At 62.1% G+C, this 25,568-nt stretch carries 30 protein-coding genes and 1 rRNA gene; 14 read left to right on the plus strand and 17 right to left on the minus strand.

The window, feature by feature from the left end:
• Positions 1–4 precede the first annotated feature (4 nt).
• The 3 genes from rrf (at position 5) to BN1132_RS01620 (ending at position 4,094) form a co-directional block, all read left to right on the plus strand.
• Positions 5–119 (plus strand): 5S ribosomal RNA (gene rrf, locus BN1132_RS01610).
• A gap of 362 nt (positions 120–481) precedes the next feature.
• Entirely contained in the window at positions 482–799 is a 318-nt protein-coding gene (gene tmaR / locus BN1132_RS01615) for a PTS system regulator TmaR (RefSeq protein WP_042074391.1), read from the plus strand.
• Positions 800–1,010: 211 nt separating this feature from the next.
• The gene (locus BN1132_RS01620; RefSeq protein ID WP_042074393.1) at positions 1,011–4,094 is read left to right on the plus strand and encodes a transglycosylase domain-containing protein; all 3,084 of its coding nucleotides are present in this window, start codon (positions 1,011–1,013) and stop codon (positions 4,092–4,094) included.
• Positions 4,095–4,158: 64 nt separating this feature from the next.
• Here BN1132_RS01620 and yjgA read toward each other — a convergent pair whose 3' ends face one another.
• Entirely contained in the window at positions 4,159–4,683 is a 525-nt protein-coding gene (gene yjgA, locus BN1132_RS01625) for a ribosome biogenesis factor YjgA (protein WP_042074394.1), read from the minus strand.
• Positions 4,684–4,796: 113 nt separating this feature from the next.
• Between yjgA and pmbA the strand changes: the two genes are divergently transcribed.
• The gene (pmbA, locus tag BN1132_RS01630; protein ID WP_042074395.1) at positions 4,797–6,140 is read left to right on the plus strand and encodes a metalloprotease PmbA; all 1,344 of its coding nucleotides are present in this window, start codon (positions 4,797–4,799) and stop codon (positions 6,138–6,140) included.
• A gap of 93 nt (positions 6,141–6,233) precedes the next feature.
• On the opposite strand, the gene murA is transcribed toward pmbA, so the two are convergent.
• The 7 genes from murA to mlaF are packed head-to-tail and all read right to left on the minus strand — an operon-like array spanning position 6,234 to position 10,757.
• On the minus strand, positions 6,234–7,490 hold the full coding sequence (gene murA, locus BN1132_RS01635) for a UDP-N-acetylglucosamine 1-carboxyvinyltransferase (protein ID WP_042074397.1): 1,257 nt from the start codon (positions 7,488–7,490) through the stop codon (positions 6,234–6,236).
• A gap of 18 nt (positions 7,491–7,508) precedes the next feature.
• Positions 7,509–7,766 (minus strand): BolA family iron metabolism protein IbaG, encoded by a 258-nt coding sequence (gene ibaG / locus BN1132_RS01640; protein ID WP_010675882.1) that lies wholly within the window; start codon positions 7,764–7,766, stop codon positions 7,509–7,511.
• Positions 7,766–8,038 (minus strand): STAS domain-containing protein, encoded by a 273-nt coding sequence (locus tag BN1132_RS01645; RefSeq protein WP_042074400.1) that lies wholly within the window; start codon positions 8,036–8,038, stop codon positions 7,766–7,768. The genes ibaG and BN1132_RS01645 overlap by 1 nt, the downstream gene beginning before the upstream one ends.
• Positions 8,035–8,667: a phospholipid-binding protein MlaC gene (mlaC, locus tag BN1132_RS01650; protein ID WP_042074403.1), complete on the minus strand. Its 633-nt coding sequence runs from the start codon at positions 8,665–8,667 to the stop codon at positions 8,035–8,037. Before mlaC ends, BN1132_RS01645 begins: the two co-directional genes overlap by 4 nt.
• A gap of 2 nt (positions 8,668–8,669) precedes the next feature.
• On the minus strand, positions 8,670–9,170 hold the full coding sequence (gene mlaD, locus BN1132_RS01655) for an outer membrane lipid asymmetry maintenance protein MlaD (RefSeq protein WP_042074406.1): 501 nt from the start codon (positions 9,168–9,170) through the stop codon (positions 8,670–8,672).
• A gap of 7 nt (positions 9,171–9,177) precedes the next feature.
• The gene (gene mlaE, locus BN1132_RS01660; RefSeq protein WP_042074408.1) at positions 9,178–9,957 is read right to left on the minus strand and encodes a lipid asymmetry maintenance ABC transporter permease subunit MlaE; all 780 of its coding nucleotides are present in this window, start codon (positions 9,955–9,957) and stop codon (positions 9,178–9,180) included.
• Positions 9,957–10,757 (minus strand): phospholipid ABC transporter ATP-binding protein MlaF, encoded by an 801-nt coding sequence (gene mlaF, locus BN1132_RS01665; RefSeq protein WP_042074410.1) that lies wholly within the window; start codon positions 10,755–10,757, stop codon positions 9,957–9,959. The genes mlaE and mlaF overlap by 1 nt, the downstream gene beginning before the upstream one ends.
• A gap of 206 nt (positions 10,758–10,963) precedes the next feature.
• Between mlaF and BN1132_RS01670 the strand changes: the two genes are divergently transcribed.
• The 10 genes from BN1132_RS01670 (at position 10,964) to npr (ending at position 17,771) form a co-directional block, all read left to right on the plus strand.
• Entirely contained in the window at positions 10,964–11,959 is a 996-nt protein-coding gene (locus tag BN1132_RS01670) for a KpsF/GutQ family sugar-phosphate isomerase (protein ID WP_042074411.1), read from the plus strand.
• Positions 11,959–12,513 carry a 3-deoxy-manno-octulosonate-8-phosphatase KdsC gene (gene kdsC / locus BN1132_RS01675; RefSeq protein WP_042074412.1) on the plus strand — a complete coding sequence of 185 codons (555 nt, stop codon included), beginning with the start codon at positions 11,959–11,961 and terminating at the stop codon, positions 12,511–12,513. Before BN1132_RS01670 ends, kdsC begins: the two co-directional genes overlap by 1 nt.
• A complete protein-coding gene (gene lptC, locus BN1132_RS01680; protein WP_042074414.1) occupies positions 12,510–13,070 on the plus strand; it encodes an LPS export ABC transporter periplasmic protein LptC in 561 nt (186 codons plus the stop codon). Before kdsC ends, lptC begins: the two co-directional genes overlap by 4 nt.
• Positions 13,057–13,575, plus strand: coding sequence for a lipopolysaccharide transport periplasmic protein LptA (gene lptA, locus BN1132_RS01685; RefSeq protein ID WP_042074415.1), 519 nt, complete (start codon positions 13,057–13,059; stop codon positions 13,573–13,575). The genes lptC and lptA overlap by 14 nt, the downstream gene beginning before the upstream one ends.
• A 12-nt stretch (positions 13,576–13,587) precedes the next feature.
• Complete coding sequence (gene lptB / locus BN1132_RS01690; protein ID WP_010675872.1) at positions 13,588–14,313, plus strand: LPS export ABC transporter ATP-binding protein; 726 nt, start codon at positions 13,588–13,590, stop codon at positions 14,311–14,313.
• Between the two features lie 65 nt (positions 14,314–14,378).
• Positions 14,379–15,818, plus strand: a complete 1,440-nt coding sequence (locus BN1132_RS01695; RefSeq protein WP_042074418.1) for an RNA polymerase factor sigma-54 — start codon at positions 14,379–14,381, stop codon at positions 15,816–15,818.
• A gap of 20 nt (positions 15,819–15,838) precedes the next feature.
• The gene (gene hpf / locus BN1132_RS01700) at positions 15,839–16,126 is read left to right on the plus strand and encodes a ribosome hibernation promoting factor (protein ID WP_005305957.1); all 288 of its coding nucleotides are present in this window, start codon (positions 15,839–15,841) and stop codon (positions 16,124–16,126) included.
• Between the two features lie 2 nt (positions 16,127–16,128).
• Positions 16,129–16,575 carry a PTS IIA-like nitrogen regulatory protein PtsN gene (gene ptsN / locus BN1132_RS01705; RefSeq protein WP_042074420.1) on the plus strand — a complete coding sequence of 149 codons (447 nt, stop codon included), beginning with the start codon at positions 16,129–16,131 and terminating at the stop codon, positions 16,573–16,575.
• Between the two features lie 40 nt (positions 16,576–16,615).
• Positions 16,616–17,482: an RNase adapter RapZ gene (gene rapZ / locus BN1132_RS01710; protein WP_042074423.1), complete on the plus strand. Its 867-nt coding sequence runs from the start codon at positions 16,616–16,618 to the stop codon at positions 17,480–17,482.
• Positions 17,483–17,498: 16 nt separating this feature from the next.
• Complete coding sequence (npr, locus tag BN1132_RS01715; RefSeq protein ID WP_042074425.1) at positions 17,499–17,771, plus strand: PTS phosphocarrier protein NPr; 273 nt, start codon at positions 17,499–17,501, stop codon at positions 17,769–17,771.
• A gap of 15 nt (positions 17,772–17,786) precedes the next feature.
• On the opposite strand, the gene BN1132_RS01720 is transcribed toward npr, so the two are convergent.
• The 9 genes from BN1132_RS01720 to BN1132_RS01760 all read right to left on the minus strand — a co-directional run bounded on the left by BN1132_RS01720 (position 17,787) and on the right by BN1132_RS01760 (position 25,314).
• Positions 17,787–19,691 carry a BglG family transcription antiterminator gene (locus BN1132_RS01720; protein ID WP_042074427.1) on the minus strand — a complete coding sequence of 635 codons (1,905 nt, stop codon included), beginning with the start codon at positions 19,689–19,691 and terminating at the stop codon, positions 17,787–17,789.
• A gap of 106 nt (positions 19,692–19,797) precedes the next feature.
• Complete coding sequence (gene dagF / locus BN1132_RS01725) at positions 19,798–20,538, minus strand: 2-dehydro-3-deoxy-phosphogluconate aldolase (RefSeq protein ID WP_042074429.1); 741 nt, start codon at positions 20,536–20,538, stop codon at positions 19,798–19,800.
• Positions 20,538–21,653: a DgaE family pyridoxal phosphate-dependent ammonia lyase gene (locus tag BN1132_RS01730; RefSeq protein ID WP_042074431.1), complete on the minus strand. Its 1,116-nt coding sequence runs from the start codon at positions 21,651–21,653 to the stop codon at positions 20,538–20,540. The genes dagF and BN1132_RS01730 overlap by 1 nt, the downstream gene beginning before the upstream one ends.
• Positions 21,637–22,776, minus strand: coding sequence for an amidohydrolase/deacetylase family metallohydrolase (locus tag BN1132_RS01735; protein WP_042074433.1), 1,140 nt, complete (start codon positions 22,774–22,776; stop codon positions 21,637–21,639). Before BN1132_RS01735 ends, BN1132_RS01730 begins: the two co-directional genes overlap by 17 nt.
• A gap of 49 nt (positions 22,777–22,825) precedes the next feature.
• A complete protein-coding gene (locus BN1132_RS01740; protein WP_042074435.1) occupies positions 22,826–23,476 on the minus strand; it encodes a DUF4310 family protein in 651 nt (216 codons plus the stop codon).
• Between the two features lie 11 nt (positions 23,477–23,487).
• On the minus strand, positions 23,488–24,264 hold the full coding sequence (locus tag BN1132_RS01745; protein ID WP_042074437.1) for a DUF4311 domain-containing protein: 777 nt from the start codon (positions 24,262–24,264) through the stop codon (positions 23,488–23,490).
• A gap of 25 nt (positions 24,265–24,289) precedes the next feature.
• Positions 24,290–24,586 carry a DUF4312 family protein gene (locus tag BN1132_RS01750; RefSeq protein WP_042074439.1) on the minus strand — a complete coding sequence of 99 codons (297 nt, stop codon included), beginning with the start codon at positions 24,584–24,586 and terminating at the stop codon, positions 24,290–24,292.
• A complete protein-coding gene (locus BN1132_RS01755) occupies positions 24,586–24,951 on the minus strand; it encodes an SFCGS family glycine-rich protein (RefSeq protein ID WP_042074441.1) in 366 nt (121 codons plus the stop codon). Before BN1132_RS01755 ends, BN1132_RS01750 begins: the two co-directional genes overlap by 1 nt.
• The gene (locus BN1132_RS01760) at positions 24,952–25,314 is read right to left on the minus strand and encodes a transcriptional regulator (protein WP_042074444.1); all 363 of its coding nucleotides are present in this window, start codon (positions 25,312–25,314) and stop codon (positions 24,952–24,954) included.
• Between the last annotated feature and the right edge of the window lie 254 nt (positions 25,315–25,568).

The following is a 25,568-nucleotide window of genomic DNA, read 5'->3' on the forward strand; positions in this document are numbered from 1 at the left end:
TTTGCCTGGCGGCAATAGCGCAGTGGAACCACCTGACCCCATGCCGAACTCAGAAGTGAAACGCTGTAGCGCCGATGGTAGTGTGGCATTCGCCATGCGAGAGTAGGACACTGCCAGGCTCCCAACACGAAGAACCCCGCTCATTTGAGCGGGGTTTTTTATTGCCTGAAATGTCTGTTCGCCGTTGTCCTGCCCCTCGCTCCCTCTTATTTATATCTCGGCATGGGGTGGCCTGTTTGCCCGCTGTCATTGCTTGGCGTATGGACATGACGTTACCTGAGCACTCACCGCTGTGCATCAGATTGTCCAGTTGGCTCTCTTCTGTCTAAACCCGATATCGGGCCTGCGATTGGGGTTGTATCTGCATCATAACTCGGTAGAGTAAAGGGCATTCCGGGTTTGCCCATGCCATGCCTTCGTCTCTTTATCTGGTACTGGGAATACCGATCAGTTTTCATTCACCTTCAGTAGTGGTATCGATATGGAACAAGTAAACAAGTCTACCTTCAGCGATGTGTTGGAATATGTGCGTATGTCCCGTCGTCAGAACAAGCTCAAGCGTGAGATCGCGGATAACGAGAAGAAGATCCGTGACAACCAGAAGCGGGTCCTGCTGCTCGACAACCTGAGCGACTACATCAAGCCCGGCATGAGCATCGACGAGGTACAGGCCATCATCGCCAACATGCGTGCGGATTATGAAGAGCGGGTTGATGACCACATCATCAAGAACGCAGAACTCTCCAAGGAGCGCAAGGAACTGAGCACCAAGCTGAAAGGCATGAGCACCAGCAAGTAATCCCGCCCTGCTCTCGCAAACACCGGCCTTGGGCCGGTGTTTCATTTTCCCCTCAGCTCGGATCTCTTGCCGCGCTGCAACAATCGGCTCCCATTTTCACAATTGCCCTGTTAACATTGCTGCAAAGCAGTCAATAGTTTTCAAGCCCTTGACTTGAAACGACTAAGCTTGATTGAAAGACAATAAATTGCGCAACCATGGTGGGGCTGATATGGGCGCATCAAAACAGACGGATTCGAATAAAGTGGCATCTCAGGATTCATCCGTCCCGCATGCGGACGGGCAACATCAGCGCAAGCGTCGCCCTTGGTGGCGCTGGTTGTTCTGTTTTATCTTCGTGCTTTGCCTGGTTGCCGTGATTGCCCTGGTCGGCTATGAGATGAAGACATCACGGCTGCAGTCGCAGGAGGTCTCCCGCTATGCAGCCAAGCTGACGTATCAGCTTGAACCCGGCCCCAGTAAACAGATCGCCTTCCCGGACGATGGCCCCTTCGACAAGCGCCTTGGCTATGTGCTGATGCCCATGATCCAGGAGCGTCTCACCCAGCGCGGCTATCAGGTGAGCGAGCAGGTGCGTTTTTCTGATGCACTCTACAACTATGCCAGCCATGGTTTCTTTGTCCCTTACACCGAGAAGGTTCAGGCGGGGCTGACGCTGCATGACTGTCGTGCCGAGCCCTTCTACCAGTACAAGTATCCGACCCATTACTATCCGGATTTCAACGCCATACCGCCTCTGGTAATACAGTCGCTGCTGTTTATCGAGAACCGGGATCTGCTGAGCAACAAGGAGCCCCTCGCCAACCCGGCCGTGGACTGGCCACGCTTCGCCAAGGCGGCCCTGTCTCAGGTGGGCAAGGCATTGGACATGCAGGATCAGTCGGCCGGCGGCAGTACCCTGGCGACCCAGGTGGAGAAGTATCGTCATTCTCCCGATGGCCTGACCGTTTCGCCGACCGAGAAGATCCGCCAGATGGTCTCTGCCAGCGTGCGTGCCTATCGTCTGGGGCCCGAGACACTGGAGGCGCGCAAGCTGGTTGCCTGGGCTTATCTCAACTCGGTGCCGCTCTCTGCCGCCCCGGGATACGGCGAGGTTCATGGTCTGGGGGATGGGCTCTGGGTCTGGTTCGGGGCCAATGTGGACGAGGTCAATCGTCTGTTGGACCCCGCCCGCAATCAGGACGCTACCCTGGCCGAACAGGGCTTGGCACTGCGCCAGGTCGTTTCCCTGATGATTGCCCACCGTCGCCCCTCCTACTACCTAGCTCAGGGCCGGGAGGCATTGTCGACCCTGACAGACAGCTACCTGAGACTGTTCGTGCAGGAAGGGATGATCACGCCCCCCCTGATGGAGTCCGCCCTCAAGGCCCAGCTGGTCTTCCGCGATTTCCTGCAGGCACCGGCCATCACCCGGGTCAACAACAACAAGGGCCTGCAGGTGGCTCGAACCCGTCTGAGCCGCCAGCTCGGGGTTCAGCTCTACGATCTGGACCGCATGGATCTGACGGCCAATACCACCCTCAACATGCCGTTGCAAAACGAGGTCTCACGTTATCTGCAGCAGTTGGCGGATCCCGCCTTCGCCGCCCAGGTAGGCCTGTTTGGTGAGCGCCTGCTCTCGCCGGAGAAGACGGGGGACGTGAAATACAGCTTCACCCTGTTCGAGAAGACCCCGGAAGGGGTCAAGGTGCGCGTGCAGACCGACAACACGGATCAGCCGTTCGACATCAACGAGGGAAGCAAGCTGGAGCTGGGGTCCACCGCCAAGCTGAGGGTGCTGACCACCTATCTCGAGATCGTCACCGAGCTGCACGACAGCTACGGGAACATGCCGGCCGAGAGTCTGCGCAAGATCGAGGTCTCCGATCAGGACAACATCAGCCGCTGGGCCATTTCCTATCTGATCAATGCCAGGGACCGGAGCCTGCCCGTGATGCTGGAGGCCGCGCTGGACCGCAAGTACTCCGCGAGCCCCTATGAAGGCTTCTTCACCGGGGGCGGCATGCACACCTTCAACAACTTCCGCAAGGAGGACAACGGTCGCATCCCCCCTATCCGCGATGCCTTGCGTGAATCCATCAACCTACCGTTCGTGCGGCTGATGCGGGATATAGTGCGCTACAGCCTCTACAAGGAGGGCAACCGGGCCCAGTTGCTCAAGGATGACAAGGATCCGCGCCGCACCGAGTATCTCGCCAAGTTTGCCGACAAGGAGGGCCAGACTTATCTGCTGCGCTTCTGGCGTAAGTATCGCGGCAAGACGGTGGAAGAGCAGCTCGATACCTTCCTCGACGGTCTCAAGCCCAGCGCCGTGCGTCTCGCGGCCGTGCATCGCTACCTGATGCCGGAGGCGTCGCAGGCGGAGTTTGCCGCCTTCCTGGCGAAGCGTCTGCCACGGGAGAAGCTGAGCGAGAAGCGGGTCGAGCAGCTCTATGTCAGCTACGGTCCGGGTAAGTATTCACTGCCGGACCAGGGCTATATCGCCCGGGTCCACCCCCTGGAGCTGTGGCTGCTCTCCTATCTCAGGGCGTTTGACAAGGCGACCTTCGCCGACGCCGTCGAGGCCAGCCGGGACGAGCGTCAGGAGGTCTACAGCTGGCTGTTCAAGACCCGCCATCGCAGTGCCAGGGACAGCCGGATCCGTACCATGCTGGAGGTCGAGGCCTTCCTCGACATCCATCAGCGCTGGGCACGCCTGGGTTATCCGTTCGACCATCTGGTGCCCTCCCTGGCAACCGCCCTTGGCAGCTCGGGTGACAGGCCGGCGGCTCTGGCGGAGTTGATGGGGATCATCCAGAACGGCGGGATGCGGGCGCCGACCCTGCGCATCGAGCATCTCTCCTTCGCCAAGGACACCCCCTTTGCCACCGCCTTTGAGCCGGCCAATACCCAAGGGGTCAGGGTGATGCCGGTCGAGGTGGCGGATGCCCTGCGCAACGCCTTGTCCAAGGTGGTGGAAGGGGGCACGGCGCGGCGCATCGCCGGAGCCTTCGCCCTGCAGGACGGCACCGTCCTGGCCCTGGGGGGCAAGACGGGGACGGGGGACAACAGGATCGAGACGGTTGGCCGCTACGGCAATGTGACCAGCTCGCTGGCCCGCAACCGTACCGCGACCTTTGTCTTCTACATCGGGAATGATCACTTCGGCACCCTGACGGCCTATGTGCCGGGCAGCCAGTCCGACAAGTTCCGCTTCACGTCGGCGCTACCGGTGCAGGTGCTCAAGGGGATGGCTCCCCTGCTGGTGCCTTATCTGCAGCCCGGCACCCATACCCAGTGTATGGCGGGCAACTGATCTAGCATAAAAAACGGGGCCTGATTGGCCCCGTTTTCGTTTCTGCCGTCAGCAGGCGGCTGGCTTACAGCTGGTCTTCGATCTCGCCGCGCAGGTACTGGTACATCTCGCGATAGGCGACCGGCGGCTTGTTCAGCTCCCGCTCCTTGTTGGCGGTCCGGATCAGCTGACGCAGCTTCTGGCGGTCCAGTTCGTGGAACTGGGACATCAGCTCGTTGAGGGCGCTGTCACCCTCGGTGATCAGGCGCTCGCGCCACTGTTCGAGACGATGCAGACGGGCGTTCACGGTGGAGTGGCGCATCTTGATGATGGAGAGGGCCTCTTCGATGGGGCCGACATCGCGGCTGCGCATCAGGCGACCGATGAACTGCAGATGGCGGCGGAAGGACTCATCCTTCTTGGGCTTGAGCTTGCGGCCCAGCTCGACCGCTTCGGCCAGCTCCTCGTCCAGCGGGATCTTCTCCAGCTCGCTGTGGCTCAGGGAGACGATCTCTTCCCCCATCTTCTGCAAGGCCTCGGCATCGCGCTTGAGCTGGCTCTTGCTGGGGCCCCAGTCTTCCCACTCGTTGTCGTCTTGATATTGACTCATCGGTCTCTAGATTCCTGTCATTCACGTTTGGCGGATATGTTACCAGCTTCTCCCGCTGGGCGCAGGGGTCTGATATGCTTAGCCCCTTTCCTTCCTTCATACAGATGTGAGTTATGGACCAGCAAGATCAAATCCGCCAGGATCAAGCCCATCTCGAGGCCGTGGTCGCCGAGGCCCTGGCGATAGCGAAAGGGCTGGGCGCCGGGCTTGCCGAAGTCTCCATCAGCAAACAGACCGGCCTCTCGGTGAATACCCGGGGCTGCGAGCTGGAAAGCATCGAGTTCAACAAGGACGGGGCGCTCGGCATCGCCGTCTATCGCGATGGCTGCAAGGGCTCCTCGTCCACCACGGATCTGACCAAGCCGGCCATTCGTGCCGCCGTGGAAGCGGCCATGGAGATCGCCCGCCATACCTCTCCCGATGAGTGCGCCGGCCTCGCGGATGCGGATCTGCTGGCCTGGGATGCGCCGGATCTGCAACTCTGTCACGCCATCGAGCTCGATCCCCAGCGCGGCATCGAGCTGGCCATCGAGTGCGAGCGGCTGGCCCTGGGGCGCGACGCCCGCATCAAGCACTCCGACGGCGCCAGTTTCTCCAGCCATCTGGGGGTGAAGGTCTATGGCAACAGCCACGGCTTCGTCAAAGGCTATGCGGCATCGCGCAACTCCCTGAGCTGCGTGCTGATCGGCGAGCAGGACGGCGATATGCAGCGGGACTATGGCTACTCCTCCAGCCGCTCCCTGGACGGGCTCTGGAGCCCGCAGCGCATCGCCGACGAGGCGGTGGAGCGCACCGTCTCCCGCCTGGGAGCTCGCAAGATCAGCACCCGTCACGCCCCGGTGCTGTTCCACCCCGATACCGCAGCCGGGCTCTGGGGCCACCTGGTGATGGCCATCAGCGGGGGCAACCTCTATCGCAAGTCGAGCTTCCTGCTGGACAAGCTGGGCAAGCAGATCCTGCCCGAGTGGCTCACCATTCAGGAGTTCCCCCACTTGCTGGGGGGGCTCGCCAGCACCCCGTTCGACGGGGAGGGGGTGCGTACCCGCGACCTGGACATAGTCCGCGACGGCGAGCTGATGAGCTGGCTGCTCACCTCCTACTCCGCCCGCAAGCTGGGGCTGACCACCACGGGCCACGCCGGGGGCATCCATAACTGGCAGGTCTCCAGCACAGGTCAGGACTTCCAGGGCATGCTCAAGGAGATGGGCACCGGCCTGCTGGTGACCGAGCTGATGGGGCAGGGGGTCAACATCGTCAATGGCGACTACTCCCGCGGCGCCGCCGGTTTCTGGGTGGAGAACGGCGAGATAGCCTATCCGGTGGAGGAGATCACCATAGCGGGCAACCTGGCCGAGATGTTCAGCCATGTCGTGGCGGTGGGCTGCGACGAAGACGAGCGCTCCAGCCTCAGGACCGGCTCTGTGCTGGTCGAGCAGATGAAGTTGGCGGGGCACTGATCTCCCTTTGCCCTGCCTGAATCGCGATCATGGAAAAAGGCCCCCTCGCCTGGCGAGGGGGCCTTTTTATGCACGGCTCATGAGGAACCGGACTTATTCCTTGATGCGCTCGATGCGACCGCCCAGGCCTTGCAGCTTGTGCTCGATGTCTTCGTAGCCACGGTCGATGTGATAGATGCGATCGACTATGGTGGCCCCTTCGGCCACGAAGCCGGCCAGCACCAGGCTGGCGGAGGCGCGCAGATCGGTCGCCATCACCTGGGCACCCTTGAGCTGGTTGGTGTCGCGGCAGATGGCCACGTTGCCCTGCAGTTCGATATCGGCGCCCATCCGTACCAGCTCGGGCACGTGCATGAAGCGGTTCTCGAAGATGGTCTCGGTGACCATGCCGGTACCCTGGGCGACCGCGTTCAGGACGGTGAACTGGGCCTGCATGTCGGTCGGGAAGGCCGGGTAGGGGGCGGTCTTGATGGTAACCGGCTTCAGGGTGCGGCCCGTCATGTCCAGGGTGATCCAGTCCTCGCCCTTCTCGATCAAGGCGCCTGCCTCTTCCAGCTTGACCAGCACGGCTTCCAGCAGACTCGGGTCCGTGTTGCGGCAGGTGATCTTGCCGCCGGTGACCGCTGCGCCCACCAGGAAAGTCCCGGTTTCGATGCGATCAGGCTGCACGCTGTAGCTGCCACCGTGCAGACGCTCGACGCCGTCGATGGTCAGGGTGTCGGTACCCGCACCCTGAATGTTAGCTCCGAGCGCGTTGAGGAAGTGGGCCAGATCGACCACCTCCGGTTCCCGCGCGGCGTTTTCGATCACGGTGCGACCGTCGGCCAGGGCAGCGGCCATCATCAGGTTCTCGGTGCCGGTGACGGAGACCATGTCCATCAGGATGTGGGCACCCTTCAGGCGACCGTCGACACGGGCCTTGATATAGCCGTCCTCGATGGTGATCTTGGCGCCCATCAGCTCCAGGCCGTGGACGTGCAGGTTGACCGGGCGGGCACCGATGGCGCAGCCGCCGGGCAGGGAGACGTCGGCCGCCCCGAAGCGGGCCGCCAGCGGACCCAGCGCCAGGATGGAGGCACGCATGGTTTTCACCAGCTCGTAGGGGGCGACGTGGTTGTTCACCGCACCGGTCAGCACGGTCACATTGCCGTTGACCTTGGTGGTGGCACCCAGCATCTCCAGCAGCTTGAGGGTGGTGCCGACGTCTTTCAGACGCGGCACGTTGGAGAGCTGCACCTCTTCGTCGCACAGCAGGGTGGCGAACAGGATGGGCAGGGCGGCGTTCTTGGCGCCGGAGATGGTCACTTCACCGGAGAGGGTGCAGGGGCCGGTGATCTTGAATTTGTCCATGGTTACTTCTTTACCAAATCAGGAGGGCAGCTGGAATTTACGCTCGCGTTTCCACTCGGCGTCGGTATAGGCCTTGATGGAGAGAGCGTGGATCTCGTTGGTGGCGATCTTGTCCATCAGGGGGGCATAGATGGCCTGTTGTTTCTTGACCCGGCTCATGCCGTCAAACATGTCGCCGACGGCGATCACCTGGTAGTGACTGCCATCCCCTTTGACATGGACTTCGGACAATGGCAAAGCCTCGAGGAGTATCGCTTCAATTTCAGAGACTTGCATTATGAGTCCTCAGTTGTGAGCGGGGTTGAATGAAAGAGGCCGGCCACCCCGTAGAGGTTGGCCAGCGTATGAAAATCGTCGGAGGCGCCCACCAGTGTCGGTGTGGCGCCTCGTGCCAGGGCCGCCTTGGCCCATTTGACCAGCAGGGCCAGGCCGGCGGAATCCAGGGTGGTGACGGCACCGAGTTCGAGTCGGTCGTCCTGCCACCAGTCGGCGCGGCGTTGCCAAAGATCGTTGACCTGGGCCGCCTGCAAGTCACCGCTCAGGATCATGACTTGATGACCAGCGGCTTGGCATTGTGTTCGCGCAGCTGGGCAATCACCGCGTCGATGCCGTTCTGGCGGATGAGGCCGCCGAGCTCGTTCTGCTTGGCAGAGAGCAGGCTGATCCCTTCTGCGACCATGTCGAAGGCTTTCCACTCGCCGGTCTTGTTGTTCTTGCGCAGCTTGAATTCGAGGAAGATGTCCGGCTTGCCGGCCTCTTTCACGCTGACGTTGACGGCGGTGATGTTGCTCTCGGCGGCCTTGCCCGGCTGAACCTTGACGGTCTGCTTGTCGAAGTGGGCCAGGGCATCGGCGTAGGAGCTCACCATGTACTCGGTGAAGACGTCGACGAAGGCGTCACGCTGGGCCGGGGTGGTCTGCTTGATCTGGTTGCCGAGCACCTTGTAGGCGGCGAAGCGGTTGTCGACATAGGGCAGCAGCTCCTCGCGGATGATCACCCTCAGGTGGTCCGGGTTGCTCTTCACCTGGGCCTGGTCGGCTTTCAGGCGGGCAAAGGTCTGCTGGGCGGCCTGATCCACCAGGGCGTAAGGATCCGAGGTGTTGACATCCGCCCGGGCGACGAGGGAGAACAGCATGCTGGTCATCAGACCCAGCAGCAGGGCGACTTTCTTGAACATGGTTACTCCTTGGTTGCGGGTGTATTGGCGGCCGGAGAGGACTGGCTGTAAAGGAACTTGCCAATCAGGTCTTCCAGCACGATGGCGGACTTGGTGTCTTCGATCATGTCGCCGTCCTTGAGCATGCTGGTGCCCATATCCTCGTCGGTGAAGCCAGGAGCCAGACCGATGTACTGCTCGCCGAGCAGACCTGAGGTGAGGATGGAGAGGGTGCTGGTCTCGGAGAACTCGCCGGCACTCTTCTGCATCTGCAGGGAGACGACGGGCACCTGGCTCTTGGCATCCAGGCTGATGTCGCTGACCCGGCCGACGACGACGCCACCCACCTTGACCGGCGAGCGTACTTTCAGGCCGCCGATATTATCGAAATGGGCGCGCAGGGTATAGGTTTCTCCTTCCGGTTTGAAACTCAACCCCGCCACTTGCAGTGCCAATGCCAGAATGGCCGCGATGCCAGCCAGCATGAAGGCGCCAACCAGAAATTCTACTTTGCTGAACTTCATCTTTCCCTTATCCAAACATGACTGCGGTGAGTATAAAATCCAGACCGAGCACGGCCAGGGATGAGTGGACCACGGTGCGGGTCGTCGCCTGACTGATCCCGGCCGAGGTCGGTTTGGCATCATAGCCGTTGAAGAGCGCGATCCAGGTGACCACCAGGGCGAAGATCAGGCTCTTGATGGCCCCTTGCATGATGTCGTCCTGCCAGTCGACGGAGGCCTGCATGGCGGACCAGAAACTGCCCTCATCCACCCCCAGCCAGTCCACGCCAACCAGCTTGCCGCCGAAGATGCCGATGAGGCTGAACATGAAGGCCAGCAGCGGCATGCTGATGACACCGGCCCAGAAGCGTGGCGCCACGACGCGGCGCAGGGGATCGACGGCCATCATCTCGAGGCTCGAGAGCTGCTCGGTGGCTTTCATCAGGCCGATCTCGGCGGTGAGGGCCGAGCCCGCACGACCGGCGAACAGCAGGGCGGTGACCACGGGGCCCAGCTCCCGCAGCAGGGAGAGGGAGACCAGGGGCCCCAGGCTCTGCTCTGCGCCGAAATCCTTCAATACGTTGTAGCCCTGCAGCGAGAGCACCATGCCGATGAAGAGGCCCGACACCAGTATGATGGCGACGGACTGTACACCCACCACGTAGAGCTGCTGCACCAGCAGCGGGAAGTGCTTGCGTGGCTGGGGGCGGCCCGCCAGCGCATGAAACAGCATGATGGTGGCGCGGCCGATGGCGCTGATGAAGCGCACCCCGCTCCGACCCAGCTTGCTTACCTGAGTTGTCAACATCACAGATCCTGTAGCAGGTCGCCTGCCGGAAAATGAAACGGAACAGGACCGTCGGGCAATCCTTTCAGGAACTGCTCGACTTCGGGATTGTGCTCTTCGCGCAGTTGCTCCGGCGTGCCGTGCGCGACCACCTTGCGGTTGGCGATGATGTAGGCGTAGTCGGCGATGCTCAGCACCTCTTTCACGTCGTGGGTGACGATGACGGAGGTGATGCCGAGGGCGCCGTTGAGCTCCTTGATCAGCTTGACCAGCACCGCCATGGTGATGGGATCCTGACCGACGAAGGGCTCGTCATACATGATGAGATCCGGATCCAGCGCGATGGATCTGGCCAGGGCCGCGCGTCGGGCCATGCCGCCGGAGAGCTCGGAGGGCATCAGTTTCGCCGCGCCTCGCAAGCCCACCGCCTGCAGCTTCATCATGACGATGGTGTGGATCAGCTCCTCCGGCAGGCCCGAGTGTTCCCGCAGCGGAAAGGCCACGTTGTCGAAGACCGTCATGCCGGTGAACAGGGCGCCGCTCTGGAACAGCATGCTCATCCGCTTTCGCACTTCATACAGCCGGCTGCGCGAGAGGGTGGGGATGTCTTCCCCGTCAAACAGGATGTGACCGGATTCAGGCTTCAGCTGGCCCCCGATCAGGCGCAGCAAGGTGGTCTTGCCGATCCCGCTCGGCCCCATGACGGCGGTGACCTTGCCACGGGGAATGGTCAGGTTGATCCTGTCGTACAGCAACCTATCTCCGTGACTGAACGTCAGGTCGGAGATGGTGATCAGGTCATCGTTCAAACAATTGTCCATCCGGTATAAATGAAGAGCGAATTTTATGGGCTAGTCTAGGTCTAAGCAACAGCGAGGAACAACTATTGAGCGGGTTTCCCCCCCAAAGATGCGACAGTTTTATGTAACAACTTGCATCAACGACCAGCCCTTCCGCATCCGATTCGCTTATCTCGGCAGACTTTTTTATAATCCCGCAGCAAATTTCGGCCCGGAGCTGTGCCTTTATGTCTGTAAAGCCTGAAAAAGTGTCTGAATTGTTCGATTTCCGTCGCAGTGCCCGTGCGGTGCTGGACATAGAAAAACAAGCCATAGATGGGCTCTACCAGTACCTTGACGAAGCCTTCGAGCGCGCCTGCGAGATGGTGCTGCGCTGCGGCGGCAAGATAGTGGTGACCGGCATGGGCAAGTCGGGTCATATCGGCAACAAGATTGCCGCGACCCTGGCCAGCACGGGGACACCCGCCTTCTTCCTGCACCCGGGCGAGGCCAGCCACGGGGATCTGGGGATGATCTCCGGCGGGGATCTCATCATCGCCATCTCCAACTCCGGTGAGAGCGACGAGATCCTGGCCCTGCTGCCGGTGCTCAAGCGTCGCGGCATTCCACTCATCTGCATGACAGGCAACCCGGCCTCCACCATGGCGAAAGAGGCCAATGTGCATCTGTGCATCAAGGTGGAGAAGGAGGCGTGCCCCCTCGGTCTGGCACCCACCTCCAGCACCACCGCGACCCTGGTGATGGGGGACGCGCTGGCCGTGGCCCTGCTGGAGGCCCGCGGCTTCACCGCCGATGACTTCGCGCTCTCCCATCCTGGCGGGTCCCTCGGCAAGCGGCTGCTGCTGCGGGTCGGCGATCTGATGCACAGCGGTGAGCTGTTGCCCAAGGTGGGGATAGATGCCACCATCAGCCAGGCGCTGCTGGAAGTGAGCCGCAAGGGGCTCGGCATGACGGCGGTGGTGGATGAACGGGGGCTGCTTGCCGGCCTGTTCACCGATGGTGACCTGCGCCGCATTCTGGACCTGCAGGTGGATATCCATCACACCCCCATCAGCCGCGTCATGACGGTGAACTGTGTTACCGTAGGACCTGAGATGATGGCGGCCGAGGCCGTCAAACTGATGGAAACCAGAAAGATCAACGGGTTGTTGGTCGTGGACGGGGAAAGACGTCCGCTGGGCGCCTTCAACATGCACGACCTGCTGAAAGCCGGAGTAATTTGATGCAAGACGTACCGACCCTCTATGGTCCGGTGACGCGCAGCCAGTACGAGAGGGCGGCGCAGATCCGCCTGCTGGTGTGCGATGTGGATGGAGTGCTCTCAAACGGCTTCATCTATATGGGCAACAACGGCGAAGAGCTGAAGACCTTCTGCACTCGCGACGGTGCCGGCATGCGGGCCCTGCTCAATGCGGGCATCGAGATCGCCATCATCACGGGGCGCAACTCCCGCATCGTCAGCGATCGCATGAAGGGCCTGGGGGTGCAGCACCTGGTGCAGGGGGCGGATCAGAAGCTGCCCCACTTCGAGGCACTGCTGGCCAAGCTGGGGCTGGATGCATCACAAGCAGCCTATATGGGGGATGACACCATAGACCTGCCGGTGATGCAGGCCTGTGGCCTGGGTATCGCCGTGGCGGACGCCCATCCTCTGGTGCTGGCGCGGGCCGACATGGTGACGCGGCTGGGAGGCGGTGTCGGTGCGGTGCGCGAGGTGTGCGATCTCATCCTCCAGGCCAAGGGCCTGGGAGACTATCAACCCGAGGCGTCGATATGAACAAGCAGACGGTGCTCTTCGGCCTGCTGTTCCTGGTGGCGCTGGCGGCCTGGCAGTTGGGCGAGATCGAGCTGGCCCCGGAGCCGACCACCAAGGTGGAGAACTTTCAGCCGGACTTCACCGCTAGGAACCTGGTGACGACCCGCTTCAACGAACTGGGCAAGCGGACCGAACGGCTGGAGTCGGAATACGCGGAGTATTACCAGATCCTCGAGCAGGCCACCTTCGACAAGCCGGTGGTCTACATGTTCGACGAGAAGGGGGAGGCCGAGTGGAAGCTGACGGCCGAGACAGGGGTGCTCAACACCGATGACAATGTGATCCTGCGTGACAAGGTGCATCTGGACGGCCTGCTGCCGACCTCGTTCATCTCCACGCTGGACAGCCCTTATCTGGAGCTGGATCTGGTGACTCAGGAGATGAGAAGCAACCAGCACATCAGCATAGTGGGCCAGGAATTCCAGACCGAAGGCGTGGGCCTGAAGGGTCACCTGGAACGTAAATATTTCGAATTACTGGATAAAGGCCATGCCACTTATTTCAATGAAAAACGTTAATCTGGCCCTCACGACCCTGCTGCTGTGCGGCACCCTGAGCGCCAAAGAGTCCGACTTCGCCGAGAAGGTCTATGTGGATGCGGTCAAGCAAGTGGCCGAGATGCAGGACAACCGCATCACCTTCAGCGAGGACGTCATCATCACCCAGGGCACCATCAAGATTCAGGCCGACAAGGTGGTGGTGATCCGCTCCGGCGAGAAGGGGGCGGAAGTGATGACGGCCTACGGCAATCCGGCCACCTTCTTCCAGGTGCTGGACAACGGCAAGCCGGTCAATGCCCACGGCAACAGCATCCGTTACGAACTGAAGAACCGGCTGGTGACTATCACCGGCAACGGCCAGCTCAAGCAGGAAGACAGCCAGGTGAACGGGGATCTCATCCGCTACGACATCGTCAAACAGAAGATGATCGCCGAGAGCAAGGGGCCGGCCCAGCGCGTCAAGACGGTGTTCCTGCCGGATCAGGTCGAGAACTTCGACAAGCCCGCCGACCAGAAGAAGTAGGAAACAGAAACCATGGCAGTGTTAAAAGCAACGGGTCTGCAGAAGAGCTACAAGCGCCGCATGGTGGTTAGCGACGTGAGCCTGGAGGTGGGAACGGGCCAGATCGTGGGACTGCTCGGCCCGAACGGGGCGGGCAAGACCACCTCCTTCTACATGATCGTGGGCCTGGTGCAGCGGGATGCCGGTCTCATCACCATCGACGAGCAGGACATCAGCCTGCAGCCCATGCACATCCGAGCCCGCAACGGCATCGGCTACCTGCCTCAGGAGGCCTCCATCTTCCGGCGCCTGTCGGTGTTCGACAACCTGATGGGGGTCATGCAGACCCGCAAGGGGTTGAGCCGGGAAGAGCGGGAGGATAAGGTCGAACAGTTGCTGGAAGAGTTCAACATCACCCATATCCGCGACAGCCTGGGACAGAGCCTCTCGGGCGGGGAGCGCCGCCGGGTCGAGATCGCCAGGGCGCTGGCGGCTGAGCCGCGCTTCATTCTGCTGGATGAGCCCTTCGCCGGTGTTGATCCTATTTCCGTCATAGACATCAAAAAGATCATCCAGCATCTGAAAGAACGCGGGCTGGGTGTGCTGATCACCGACCACAACGTCAGAGAGACGTTGGATGTGTGCGAGAAGGCCTACATCGTCAGCCACGGCAAGATGATTGCCGAAGGTGCGCCGGCCGACATCCTCGCCGATGAGCAGGTCAAGCGCGTCTATTTGGGCGATCAATTCAGTCTATAGTAAGGGGGCACCCCTCATTTTTGTTAGGTGACTGCCTCGCTGAACATAAGGATATCCCGACGTAGATGAAGCCGACATTACAGTTGCGCCTCGGTCAGTCCCTGACCATGACGCCACAATTACAACAAGCGATTCGTCTGCTCCAGCTCTCCACCCTGGAACTCCAGCAGGAAATTCAGCAAGCGCTCGACAACAACCCCTTGCTGGAGCAAGAGGAGAACGAGGCGCAGGAAACCAGTGAGGCAGAGGCACAGGACGCCAGTCAACTCGACTCCAGCGATGCCATGGCCCAGGAGAGCATGCCGGACGAACTGCCGGTGGACACCACCTGGGACGAGGTCTACTCCGCCGGTACGGCCCAGAGTGCAGGGCCCATTCACGACGGGGAGGACAGCATCTATCAGGGGGAAACCACCGAGAACCTGCAGGACTACCTGCTGTGGCAGATGCGGCTCACCCCCTTCAGCGACGTGGATGCGGCGATCGCGCTGGCTATCATCGATGCCATCGACGAATCCGGCTATCTGACGGCCACCCTCGAAGATATTCAGGCTGCAGTCAGCAGCGAAGAGGTAGAAGTCGAACTGGATGAGGTCGAAGCGGTGCTCAAGCGGGTGCAGCATTTCGATCCGGTCGGCATCGCCGCTCGCTCGGTACAGGAGTGCCTGCTTATCCAGCTCGGCCAGTATTCGCCTGAATTGCCCTGGCTCAACGAGGCCAGGGAGGTGATCCGCGAGCACATGGATCTGCTCGGCAATCGCGACTATCGCACCCTGGCTCGCAAGACCCGCCTCAAGGAGAGCGATCTCAAGGAGGTGCTGGATCTCATCCAGCAACTGGAACCCAGGCCCGGCAACGGCATCATCCAGAGTGAATCCCAGTACGTGATCCCGGATGTGTCCGTGGTCAAGAAGGGGAGCAAGTGGGTGGTGGAGCTCAATCCGGACTCGGCACCGCGCATCCGTGTCAACGAGGCCTATGCGGCCATGGCGCGCAATGCCCGCAGCAGTACGGATACCCAGTTCATCCGTTCCCATTTGCAGGAGGCCAAGTGGTTCATCAAGAGTCTGGAGAGCCGTAACGACACCCTGCTCAAGGTGGCCAGCTGTATTGTCGAGCAGCAGCAGGGCTTCTTCGAGTATGGTGAAGAGGCGATGAAACCCATGGTGCTCAATGACATCGCCGAGGCCGTGGAGATGCATGAGTCGACCATTTCCAGGGTCACGACCCAGAAGTACATGCATACGCCCCGCGGCATCTTCGAACTGAAGTTTTTTTTCTCCAGTCATGTCAATACGGAGGGAGGAGGAGAGTGCTCATCGACCGCTATTCGTGCGCTCATCAAGAAGCTGGTGACGGCGGAGAACCCCGCCAAGCCGCTTAGTGATAGCAAGATCGCGGATTTGCTGGCCGAACAGGGTATTATGGTGGCGAGACGCACGATCGCAAAGTACCGTGAATCCTTGTTGATCCCGCCATCCAATCAGCGCAAACGCCTGGTTTAGGCAAACAAAAGGAAGACGTTATGCAAATCAACCTGACCGGACACCATGTCGAGATTACCGAAGCTCTGCGTGACTATGTGAACAACAAATTTGCCAAACTCGAGCGTCACTTTGACCATATCAACAACGTACATGTGGTATTGAGCGTCGAAAAACTGAACCAGATCGCCGAAGCCAAGCTGCATGTCAGCGGGGGAGAGGTGTTCGCCAATTCGCAGCATGCCGACATGTATGCGGCGATTGATACCCTGCTGGATAAACTGGATCGGCAGATCATCAAGCACAAAGATAAGTTAAATCAAAAATAACTATGCAACTTGAACACATACTGAGTCGGGACTGCACCAAGAGTGCGGTCCCTTGTACCAGCAAGAAACGCGCGCTAGAGATCATCAGTGAACTGGCCGCAGAGCGCCTCGGTGCCTCCCGCCAGGTGCTGTTTGAGAACCTGCTGGCGCGAGAAAAGATGGGCAGTACCGGGATCGGTGCCGGTATCGCCATTCCCCACGGCCGGATCGACGACGCTTTTGCCCCGACCGCCGTATTGATGACGTTCTCCGAACCCATCCCTTTCGATTCTATCGACAATCAACCGGTTGACCTGCTCTTTGCATTGCTGGTGCCGGAAAGCGAGTGCAAACAGCACCTCAAGACCCTTTCCCTGATGGCATCCAAGCTGGGTGACAAGGCCGTCTGCCGCCAGTTGCGCCAGGCGACCAGCGACGAAGAACTCTATCAGATCATGACGTCGGCCTGAGGCCGGGTCTGACACAGCCACGTTGGCGTGAGGGGACAAGATGCAGTTAATAGTGGTAAGCGGTCGTTCGGGCTCCGGCAAGACGGTAGCCCTGAGGGTGCTGGAGGATCTCGGGTACTACTGCGTGGACAACCTGCCGGTCAACCTGCTGCCCCAACTGATCGTCTCGGTGGAGAGCCAGTATGACAAGCTGGCGGTCAGCATCGACGTGCGCAACCTGCCAGCCCAGACAGACAGACTGGAGAGCCTGCTGAGCCAGGTTCGCAACGAGGGACGGGTGAAGTTTTCGAGCTTCTTCTTCGACGCGGACAACACCACCCTGCTCAAACGCTACGGCGAGAGCCGCCGTCTGCATCCCCTGTCCCGCAACAAGCTGTCGCTGGACGAGGCGATCCGGGAAGAAACCCATCTGCTGGCGCCGCTCTCCTCGACCGCCGACCTGCGCATCGACACCACCAACCTCAGCATTCACGATCTCAGCGAGCTCATCAAGACCCGGGTGCTCGGCAAGAAAGAGAACGAACTGGTGCTGGTGTTCGAGTCGTTTGGCTTCAAGTACGGCATTCCCAAGGATGCGGACTTCGTGTTCGACGCCCGTTTCCTGCCCAACCCGCACTGGATCCCCGAGCTCAAGCCCTTCACCGGCAAGGATGAGCCCGTGGCCAACTACCTCTCGAGCCAGCCCGACGTCATGCTGTTCATCCAGCAGATCGAGAACATGCTGGGGACCTGGCTGCCCCATCTGGAGCGCAACAATCGCAGCTATGTGACCGTCGGGATCGGCTGCACCGGTGGCCAGCACAGGTCGGTGTTCATCGCCGAGCGGCTCGCCAGCGCATTCCGGCTGCTTGGCAAGAACGTGCAGATCCGCCATCGCACGTTGGACAAGCGTTCAAACCCCGCCTGACACACAGGATGCTCAGATGACAGTTTCCGCCTCGGTAGAAGTCAAAAACAAGCTAGGCATTCACGCCCGACCGGCCATGATGCTGTTCGAGCTGGTACAGGGATTCGATGCCCACGTGTTGCTGCGCAACGAGGATGGCGTGGAGGCCGACGCGGACAGCGTGATCGGCCTGCTGATGCTGGACTCCGCCCAGGGCAAGCAGGTGGAGGTCCAGGTGGAGGGCCCCGAAGAGGTGGAAGCCCTGGCCGCCGTGGTGGCGCTGTTCACCTCGGGCTTCAACGAGGAATGAACGCCTCCCGTTGCCTCAGGGAGCGCTGCGCGCCAGCGCCTTGAAATCGGCAAACTCCCGACAAGCCAGCAGGTTCCTGCTGGCTTTTTCGTTCATCAGCGCCAGAAACAGGTCGTAAAGCCCCATGGCCTCCTCGTAGTCGGCCTTGGCGATGGTCAGCACGAAGATCAGGGTGGCGCTCTCCCCGTTGCCCCAGTCGATCCCCTGTGGGGCCAGCACCGTATAGACCAGGGTGCGGCGCGCCAGCAGACCGAGGGAGTGGGGCAGGGCGATGCCGTCCCCCAGCAGGGTGGAGACGATCCGCTCCCGCTCCTGCAATGATCCCCGAAAGCCGGTTTCCACCAGGTCTTCTGCCTCCAGCTGGCTGCAGATGCGATCAAACAGCGCCGCCTGACTGAGAGGTTCATCAAGCACCATGAAGTGCTCGGCATCGAAGTACTTGTCGAGCAGGTAGGGGCGGGTGCGATCGACCAGCACCAGCTTGCCGAGCTGCTCCAGCTGGTACTGGGTCGGGAAGGGGGCCACCTGCACCACGGGGGCATTTTTCTCGCTCACCTTGACGGTACTGATGACGAAATCCTGTTCGACTCGCATCAGCCCCTCGTAATCCCGTACCGACTCCAGCGTGGTCAGCTGAAGCTGGGGGTATTCCCGCCGTATACGCGCCTCCAGCACCCGGAAGGTGGCGTTGCCCGCATCGCACAGCAGCAGCGCTTGGGGGCGCCGGGTGTAACCGATGTCATGGTGGCGCTCCAGGCCGACCCCGATGTGGATCACCAGGTAGCCTATCTCGTGATGGGTCAGGCGGTAGGGGGTCTGCCTGATCCACTCCGAGATGGCTGCCAGGGTGATGTCGTAGGCGAGGGGGTAATACTGCTTGATGTGGTCCGCCAGGGGATTGTGGCTGCCGATCTGGTACTTGACCCGCAGCAGCATGGCGCCGATGTGGGTCTGCAGGTCGGCCCGCAATTGCGGATCTCCGCGAAGGTCATAAGGGTAGTGCTGGTGGATGTAGTCCAGCAGGTGCGCCACCAGTTGCTCGCTTTCGGCCGCCATGGCCGGGCTGAGCAGGGGCGTCTCCGCGGTGAGGCGTGCCTGGATCTGGATGGCGAGGAAGGCGATCTCCTCCTGCCCCGGCGGGGTCAGGGTCGGCAGCTCGGCATAGATGTCGCGGGCCACCGCAGCCAGGGCCGGCGTGATGTCATCGCTGGCAAACTGCTGCAACTCGTGGCCGGACGCCTGGCGCAGCAGGGCGACGGCGCAGTAGACGGTGACTTGCTGCAGGCTCTCGTCGGCCAGACGCAGCTGATGGCGACCGAGTTGCTCGTGAATGTGGTTGCCCACTACCTCCAGCGTCTTGCTGGGGCAGAGGGTGGGCAGCAGGCTCTGGAGCGGATGCCGGTGCAGCAGCTCCTGGCAGAGCAGCTGGGTGAGGCAGGCGCGGATCGCCGTCTCGCCCCCCTGGATGCGCATCCCCAGCCGGGGTCTGCTGTCGATGGCGAGCCCGAAGTGGGCGAGCCGCTCCCGCACCTCCGTCATGTCACCCTGCAAGGCCGCCCGGCTCAGATACCAGGTGTCCGCCAGTTCGTCGAGCTTGATCCCCTGCTCCGCCGTCAACAGCAGGATCTGCAGGTGCAGCACTCGCTCGCGGCTGGTGCGGGGCAATCCGCTCTCCTGCTCCTGGGCCGCCAGCAGCGCCTCGAACAGCCCCTGATTGTAGATCTTGAGCTGATAGCCGCTGCCGCGCTGGTGGATCAGGTGGGCACCCCGGGTGGCGATGAGCTCGTTCAGGGTCGCCACGTCGGTACGCACCGTACGGGTAGAGACATTGAGGCGGCGGGCCAGCTCCTCCTGCGGCAGCGGCTCGGCGTGGAGCAGGGTGAGCAGTTGCTGGAGTCTGGGGTGGGGCAGCTTGATCATGAGGCGGGATCGGACTCCTGTCGCGGAATGAAAAATCGATGTTAACAAGGGGGTCATTGACAAGCCAGGCACCGGTCAGTGATCGGACCGGTGCCTGAGGGTGTCGCTATGCCAGCAGTCCTTTCATCGTGGCCAGCAGGGTACGCACGTCCTCGGGACGGGTCTGACCGCTCTCGCTGTCGATGATGGAGCTGTAGATGTGGGGGATCACCTTCTCGACCCCGGCATCCAGCGCGATGCGCACTATCTCCTCGAAATTGTCGAGATCGATGCCGCCGGTGGGCTCCAGCCAGAAGCCGTGACGGGCGCAGGCCTCGGCCACCGCCTGATACTCGGCGCGGCAGGCCAGGCCTCCCATGGGGAAGAACTTGACCGAACTGCCGCCCATGTCCTTGAGCAGGGCGATGGCGGTGTCGATGGGCACAATGCCGTCCGGCTGCTGGCTGCTCAGGGGACCGGTGGAGATCTTCACCATCCCCGGGGTGCCGGTGGGGGAGACAAGGCCGTTCACCAGGGTGTCAGACTGGCCGAGCAGTGCCCGGCTGGCGCCAACGCCAGTGAACACCTGGTTGACGTGCTGGGGCTGGAGCTGGCGGGCCAGCTCGGCCACCATGGTGGACTGGCGAGGATCGCCTGCCCCCAGCCCGATGGAGAGGGCGTTGTCGATAAGCCTGGCGTAAGCCTGCATGTCGGCCACCGCGGAGGACACATCCGGGTAGTTTTTGGAGAGCACACCGACCAGCACGTGGCCCTCGGCGGCCTCATAAATGTCGACGGCATTTTGTCGGGAGCCGGCCAGCACGTTGAGGCAGACCCGATCGCGGTAGTAATTGGGGGTAAGAGACATCAGTTGTTCTCCTGAACGAGGTGGGCGATGGCGGCATGGATCTGGTTGAGCTGGGGCTGGGTGACGCTGCGCACGTCTATCTCGATGTGTCCCTCGTTGGCCTTGTAGCCCCGGCAGTAGATGGCAGGCGTGCCCTGCTGCAGGCGGGAGACCACTTCCACCGTGGTCATGCCGATCTGCTGGTGGTCGAAGGCGATGTCGGTGCGGGCGATGTCGCGCCCCGCGCTGTCCCACACTACCTTGGCGCTGATGCCGGGCAACTGGTTGAGGCGCTCGATGAAGGGGGTCATCTTGGCGACCATGGCGGCGCCGCTCTCCTTCTCTTTGGCCAGGTAGCGCTCGATGGCGTGGGTGAGGCCGAGGATCCCCTCCTTGCCCACCTTCATGGCACGGCCGATGCCGTTGGCCTGCTGCTTGACCCACTCCACGTACTGGCGCTTGCCGAGCACCAGCCCGCTGGTGGGCCCTTCGATGGCCTTGGCACCGCTGTAGATGACCAGATCCGCCCCCTGGTTGTAATAGAGGCGCAGATCCTCCTCCGCCGCCGCATCGACGATGAGCGGGAGCCCGTGGGCCCTGGCCACCTCGGCCGCCTCGGCCACCGACAGAATGCTCTTTTGCACGCAGTGGTGGGACTTGATGTAGAGGATGGCGGCGGTACTGGCATTGATGGCGGCGGCCAGCTGGGCGGCAGAGCACTCGTTGGCGTAGCCGGCCTCCACCACCTTGCCGCCACCCAGGTTGACCATGGTGCCGACGGGGGCACCAAAGTTCACGTTGTGTCCCTTGGGCAGCACGATGTCGCTCGGCACGTCGTGGGCATGAGCATGCAACTGCTCGAGGCGGTAGGGGTCGCCGCGCACTATCACCGCGGCCACCGACTGGGCGATGCCGGCGCTGGCGCAGGAGACCACCACCGCATCTTCCACATCCAGCAAGCCCGCCAGGTAGGCGCCGGTCTTGTTGACCAGATCCTTCACCTCGAAGTAGTGGCCGAGGCCGAAGTTGACCGCGTCGACCACCTCCTGCTCGGGGGTGGATACGCCGAGCAGGGTCATGCGCCCGGAGGCGTTGATCACCGGTTTGAGCCGGTATTTCTCATACACGGAAGGCATGGTGTGATTTCCCATAGTGAGTCAGAACCAGTTCGCCACCGACCAGGGCGGCGAGGGGCATCAGTTGCCGATCGCCACTGCGGGCGCCGGCTTCGGTATCGGTAAAGAGGGTGGGGCCGTTCATCACCTCGAACAGGGTCAGATCGGCATCGGCGCCCACCTCGAGTCGCCCCTTGCCGGACAGGCGCAGGGCGTCGGCGGCCTGGTGGGTGACGCAGGCGAGCACCTGCTCCAGGCTCATGCCGATGGCGAGAAACTTCGACATCACGCGGGCCAGGCTGTAGACGGGCCCCTTGATGCGGTTCTTGCAGTAGATGTCTGAACTGATGGTGTGGGGCAGGATCCCCTGCCGGATGGCCGCTTCCGCCACCTCGAAGCTGAAGCTGGCGCCGCCGTGGCCGATGTCGAGCAAGAGCCCCCGCCGCATCGCCTCGCGCACCGCCTGGCGCAGCTCGCCCGCCGGAGTCAGGATGCGATTCGGCTTGCCGTTGAAGCAGTGGGTCAGCAGGTCGCCATCCCCCAGCAGGGCGACGATCTCGTCCAGATCCGGCGGCGTGTTGCCCACGTGCACCATGAGCGGCAGGTTGCCGTTGGCCTGCTGGATCTGCTTGGCCATGTGCAGGGACCGCAGGCCGCTCTCGCCCACCACGCTGCCGCTCATGCGTGCCTTGATGCCGACGATGAAGCCGGGATGGCGTCGGATGGCTGCCGAGGCGAGATCCATATCGAGGTCCCGGCTGTCCGCCAGCTCGTTTTGGCGCAGCAGGCCGATGCGGGAGATGTTGAGCAGGGCGTGGACCCGGGTCTTGCAGGTGGCGGCTATGCGCTGGAAGTCGTCCACGTCGTCGGCGCCCGTGCTGCCGGCGTCGATGACGGTGGTGACGCCGGACGCCACCCCCACCTTGTCCGGTTCATCGCAATAGATGGGGGAGGCGGGATAGCAGTGGGTGTGGCCGTCGATCCAGCCGGCGCTCACATGCACCTGTCCGGCCAGAGTGAGGGTTTGCTTCGCCTCCGTGGTCTCTGGCAGCGCACCCAGGGCCGCTATCCTTCCGTCCAGGATGGCGATGTCGACAAGCTGCCCGTTTCCCAGGCGTCCCGCCCTGATGATCATGTCGTACATGCTGATGGCCTCGACAAGGCCGCCCCGAGGGGCGGCGGTGATTCCGGGCTTATGCCAGGGCGATGGGGAAGAAGGTGCCGAACAGCATGGCTCCCAGGATGGCGCCACCCGTGATGGGCTTCTCCCAGAGGTAGAACACCAGGGCGCCCAGCAGGGATCCGATGCCGATGGGGATGGAGGCCCCCATGGCGGAGAGGATGATGAGGGGGCCGAGGAAGCGGCCCGAGCTGTTGCCGGCCCCCATCATGACGTCCGCCCCGTAGGTGGAGTCGCTCTGGTTGATGGTGAACTTGCGCGCCAGGATGATCACATAGCCGATGGCCAGACCAATCCCCATGCCGGTGATCAGGGAGGCGGTGAAGTTTTCCACCGGATAGACGATGCCTGCCCCCAGCAGCAGGGCGGGCACGCCAAGGCCGACCCCGGTCTGGATGGCGCCGCCGATGTCCAGGATCCCCACCAGGGAGCCCTCTATGATGCGGGCGAACAGGAAGCTGGCGCCGAAGGCGGCCACCGCACCGTAGGCGCCGGTGTCCATCCCGGCCTTGAGCATGGCAACGAAGGCCACCTCGTTGAAGGCACCGACCCCGTAGAGGTAGAACATATGGGTACCGGCGAAGACGCCGGAAGAGAGCAGACCGACGAAAATGGGGAAGGACCAGTCGGCATACCAGAAGTTGTTTCTCAGTTTCTCATCCATGGTGTGATCCCTTATTTGCCACTCAGCAGGTTGTGGACGTTCTCCAGCCACAGGGGGATCCCCAGGTGGAAGGACTCGATCAGTTTCATGTCGAAGCCGCGGAAGAAGCCGCTCAGCACGAACAGCAGCACGATGGCGCTCATCATGACGCGGGTGACGTGGTTCCAGCCGCTCTCTTCCACCCCCTTGCCGATCAGGATGCCGAGCACCAGGCCTGGTACCGCGTTGCCCATGATGAGCTGGGCCAGACCGCCGAAGATGGTGGCCCAGAAGCCGGACTTCTTGCCCGCCTCGATGGCGGCCAGCCAGAAGATCACCGGCATGACGGTGTTGACCAGCAGGTTGGCGGCCGGCACCAGCACCTTGACCGCGGTGACCTGCAGGGCGGCGGGGACGGCGGCGGCGGTGCTGTTGAGGAAGGCGACCACGATGGCACCTATGATGCCGCAGGCGATGGCCATCTTCCTGGGGTCGTGCAGGGTGGTGGCGAGATCCCGGTTCTTGATCATCAGGGCCGCCGCGCCCCAGTTCGGCAGAATGCGGTGATCCACGTCCTGGGTGAAGGCGCCGGCCGCGACCGTGGAGGCCCAGGCGTTGAAGAAGAAGCCCAGACCGAACGAGAAGTGGGAGGCGGGATCCCCTTCGCAGGAGTTGAGCTCGCCCAGGGTACGGAAGGCCCCCATGCCCTGTACGGTCGGGGCGTGGAACATCCGCGCCGCACCTGCCCCCACCCCGACGCCCACCAGGCCGCCGATGATGAGTGACTTCATCAAAATGATTAGAAACATCCAACTTGTCCTTTTGGTTGTGGGGTCAGATCCGGGTGAAATCCACCTTGTCGACATCCAGGCTGGTGACCTTGACGGTGATCGCCAGCCGGACCCGGAACTCGCGGCGCTGGCGTGGCAGGAAGAAGAACAGGAACTTCTCCACCCGTACTGACTCCTCGGCCTCGAGCACCTCGACCTCAATCGGTTCGATGCGCAGCATCACCTTGGGGCTCTCCTTGAGCAGGCTGGGTTGCACCTGGCTGAGGGCGGCGGCAAACGCCTGCTGGCGGGTCGCCCCCTTGCCGCTGACGGTGACCCGGGTGGAGAACAGCTCTTTCATCAGGCGCGTCCGTGTTTCTTGGCGAAGGCCTCGACCAGCTTCTGGCCCAGCTCTTCCTTGTCCATGAAGCCGAAGCCCAGCACCACGCACCCCTCGTTGATGGCGGTGACGCCCTCCTCGATGGAGCGCATGCCGTAGCGGCACTTGTAGCCGTACCTGGTCTGGGCCGTGATGGCACCGGCGCCGCCGCTGCCGCAGAAGGAGATGCCAAGGTCGGCCTGCTCCCTGTTCATCACGTCACCGAGCTTCATGTCGGCGGCCATGCCGGGGATGACGGTCACGGTGGCACCGGCGGCTTCTGCGCCCGCCCCCACTTTCTGACCCTTGCCGAGACGATCTCCAATCACGAGTTTGATGGTTGTCATTTAGCTTTCTCCTTTGACTGAGCTGAGCTCATTTTCTTTGGCAACTTCGAAATGGACGGACAACAGGTGCGCCTCCTCGTAGGCGAGTCGCTCCAGCCAGCTGACGACCTGCTCCGCCAACCGCAGGGAGAGGGGGGAGATCTCCTCGAACAGGCTGAGGTCGACCTCCGGCAGGGATTCCCCGCTATGGGAGCGCCACACCATGGCCTTGACGTGGGAAGCCAGCATCTGCTGCTGCACCTCGTTGGGGCGTATGCCCTGATCCGCCAGCAGGTTGTGGATGCGGGCCAGGGTGAGATCGGTCTTGCGCAGCAGCGCCGGGCTGTCCGGGGTCAGGGGACTGTCATGAGGGTCGGTATTCAAGGTCTGCTCTCCAGGCTGGCAGAAAGGATGGGAGCACCTTAAGGCGGGGGGGCGGCGGAGAGGAGGCAGGGTTTTTCCGATTCGAAACGGAAATCCGGAGGAAACGGCGTCGGGAGAGGCCATTTCTGTGGTCAAGAGGGGGAAAAGGGGGGATCAGGGGACGGTGGGGCGTGATCGGAGTCGCGTTTTGGCGGTTCCGCACCCCGAGGCCGCATCGGTGAAAACCGTGAGTCATCTCACGAACAAGCGGGAGC

Origin of the sequence: Aeromonas sanarellii, from assembly GCF_000820085.1 — a bacterium.
GTDB lineage: Bacteria > Pseudomonadota > Gammaproteobacteria > Enterobacterales > Aeromonadaceae > Aeromonas > Aeromonas sanarellii.

What these genes read in the sequence shown, in the direction of transcription:
- murA (WP_042074397.1), bottom strand. Translation starts at nt 7,490, where the DNA reads ATGGACAAATTCAAGATCACCGGCCCCTGCACCCTCTCCGGTGAAGTG.
- BN1132_RS01670 (WP_042074411.1), top strand. Translation starts at nt 10,964, where the DNA reads ATGTCTGTAAAGCCTGAAAAAGTGTCTGAATTGTTCGATTTCCGTCGC.
- BN1132_RS01735 (WP_042074433.1), bottom strand. Translation starts at nt 22,776, where the DNA reads ATGTACGACATGATCATCAGGGCGGGACGCCTGGGAAACGGGCAGCTT.
- rapZ (WP_042074423.1), top strand. Translation starts at nt 16,616, where the DNA reads ATGCAGTTAATAGTGGTAAGCGGTCGTTCGGGCTCCGGCAAGACGGTA.
- BN1132_RS01645 (WP_042074400.1), bottom strand. Translation starts at nt 8,038, where the DNA reads ATGATCCTGAGCGGTGACTTGCAGGCGGCCCAGGTCAACGATCTTTGG.
- tmaR (WP_042074391.1), top strand. Translation starts at nt 482, where the DNA reads ATGGAACAAGTAAACAAGTCTACCTTCAGCGATGTGTTGGAATATGTG.
- BN1132_RS01620 (WP_042074393.1), top strand. Translation starts at nt 1,011, where the DNA reads ATGGGCGCATCAAAACAGACGGATTCGAATAAAGTGGCATCTCAGGAT.
- hpf (WP_005305957.1), top strand. Translation starts at nt 15,839, where the DNA reads ATGCAAATCAACCTGACCGGACACCATGTCGAGATTACCGAAGCTCTG.
- mlaF (WP_042074410.1), bottom strand. Translation starts at nt 10,757, where the DNA reads ATGGACAATTGTTTGAACGATGACCTGATCACCATCTCCGACCTGACG.
- ptsN (WP_042074420.1), top strand. Translation starts at nt 16,129, where the DNA reads ATGCAACTTGAACACATACTGAGTCGGGACTGCACCAAGAGTGCGGTC.
- BN1132_RS01750 (WP_042074439.1), bottom strand. Translation starts at nt 24,586, where the DNA reads ATGAAAGAGCTGTTCTCCACCCGGGTCACCGTCAGCGGCAAGGGGGCG.
- BN1132_RS01720 (WP_042074427.1), bottom strand. Translation starts at nt 19,691, where the DNA reads ATGATCAAGCTGCCCCACCCCAGACTCCAGCAACTGCTCACCCTGCTC.
- npr (WP_042074425.1), top strand. Translation starts at nt 17,499, where the DNA reads ATGACAGTTTCCGCCTCGGTAGAAGTCAAAAACAAGCTAGGCATTCAC.
- lptB (WP_010675872.1), top strand. Translation starts at nt 13,588, where the DNA reads ATGGCAGTGTTAAAAGCAACGGGTCTGCAGAAGAGCTACAAGCGCCGC.
- lptC (WP_042074414.1), top strand. Translation starts at nt 12,510, where the DNA reads ATGAACAAGCAGACGGTGCTCTTCGGCCTGCTGTTCCTGGTGGCGCTG.
- BN1132_RS01695 (WP_042074418.1), top strand. Translation starts at nt 14,379, where the DNA reads ATGAAGCCGACATTACAGTTGCGCCTCGGTCAGTCCCTGACCATGACG.
- pmbA (WP_042074395.1), top strand. Translation starts at nt 4,797, where the DNA reads ATGGACCAGCAAGATCAAATCCGCCAGGATCAAGCCCATCTCGAGGCC.
- dagF (WP_042074429.1), bottom strand. Translation starts at nt 20,538, where the DNA reads ATGTCTCTTACCCCCAATTACTACCGCGATCGGGTCTGCCTCAACGTG.
- kdsC (WP_042074412.1), top strand. Translation starts at nt 11,959, where the DNA reads ATGCAAGACGTACCGACCCTCTATGGTCCGGTGACGCGCAGCCAGTAC.
- BN1132_RS01745 (WP_042074437.1), bottom strand. Translation starts at nt 24,264, where the DNA reads ATGTTTCTAATCATTTTGATGAAGTCACTCATCATCGGCGGCCTGGTG.
- ibaG (WP_010675882.1), bottom strand. Translation starts at nt 7,766, where the DNA reads ATGCAAGTCTCTGAAATTGAAGCGATACTCCTCGAGGCTTTGCCATTG.
- BN1132_RS01730 (WP_042074431.1), bottom strand. Translation starts at nt 21,653, where the DNA reads ATGCCTTCCGTGTATGAGAAATACCGGCTCAAACCGGTGATCAACGCC.
- mlaE (WP_042074408.1), bottom strand. Translation starts at nt 9,957, where the DNA reads ATGTTGACAACTCAGGTAAGCAAGCTGGGTCGGAGCGGGGTGCGCTTC.
- BN1132_RS01755 (WP_042074441.1), bottom strand. Translation starts at nt 24,951, where the DNA reads ATGACAACCATCAAACTCGTGATTGGAGATCGTCTCGGCAAGGGTCAG.
- BN1132_RS01740 (WP_042074435.1), bottom strand. Translation starts at nt 23,476, where the DNA reads ATGGATGAGAAACTGAGAAACAACTTCTGGTATGCCGACTGGTCCTTC.
- yjgA (WP_042074394.1), bottom strand. Translation starts at nt 4,683, where the DNA reads ATGAGTCAATATCAAGACGACAACGAGTGGGAAGACTGGGGCCCCAGC.
- lptA (WP_042074415.1), top strand. Translation starts at nt 13,057, where the DNA reads ATGAAAAACGTTAATCTGGCCCTCACGACCCTGCTGCTGTGCGGCACC.
- mlaC (WP_042074403.1), bottom strand. Translation starts at nt 8,667, where the DNA reads ATGTTCAAGAAAGTCGCCCTGCTGCTGGGTCTGATGACCAGCATGCTG.
- mlaD (WP_042074406.1), bottom strand. Translation starts at nt 9,170, where the DNA reads ATGAAGTTCAGCAAAGTAGAATTTCTGGTTGGCGCCTTCATGCTGGCT.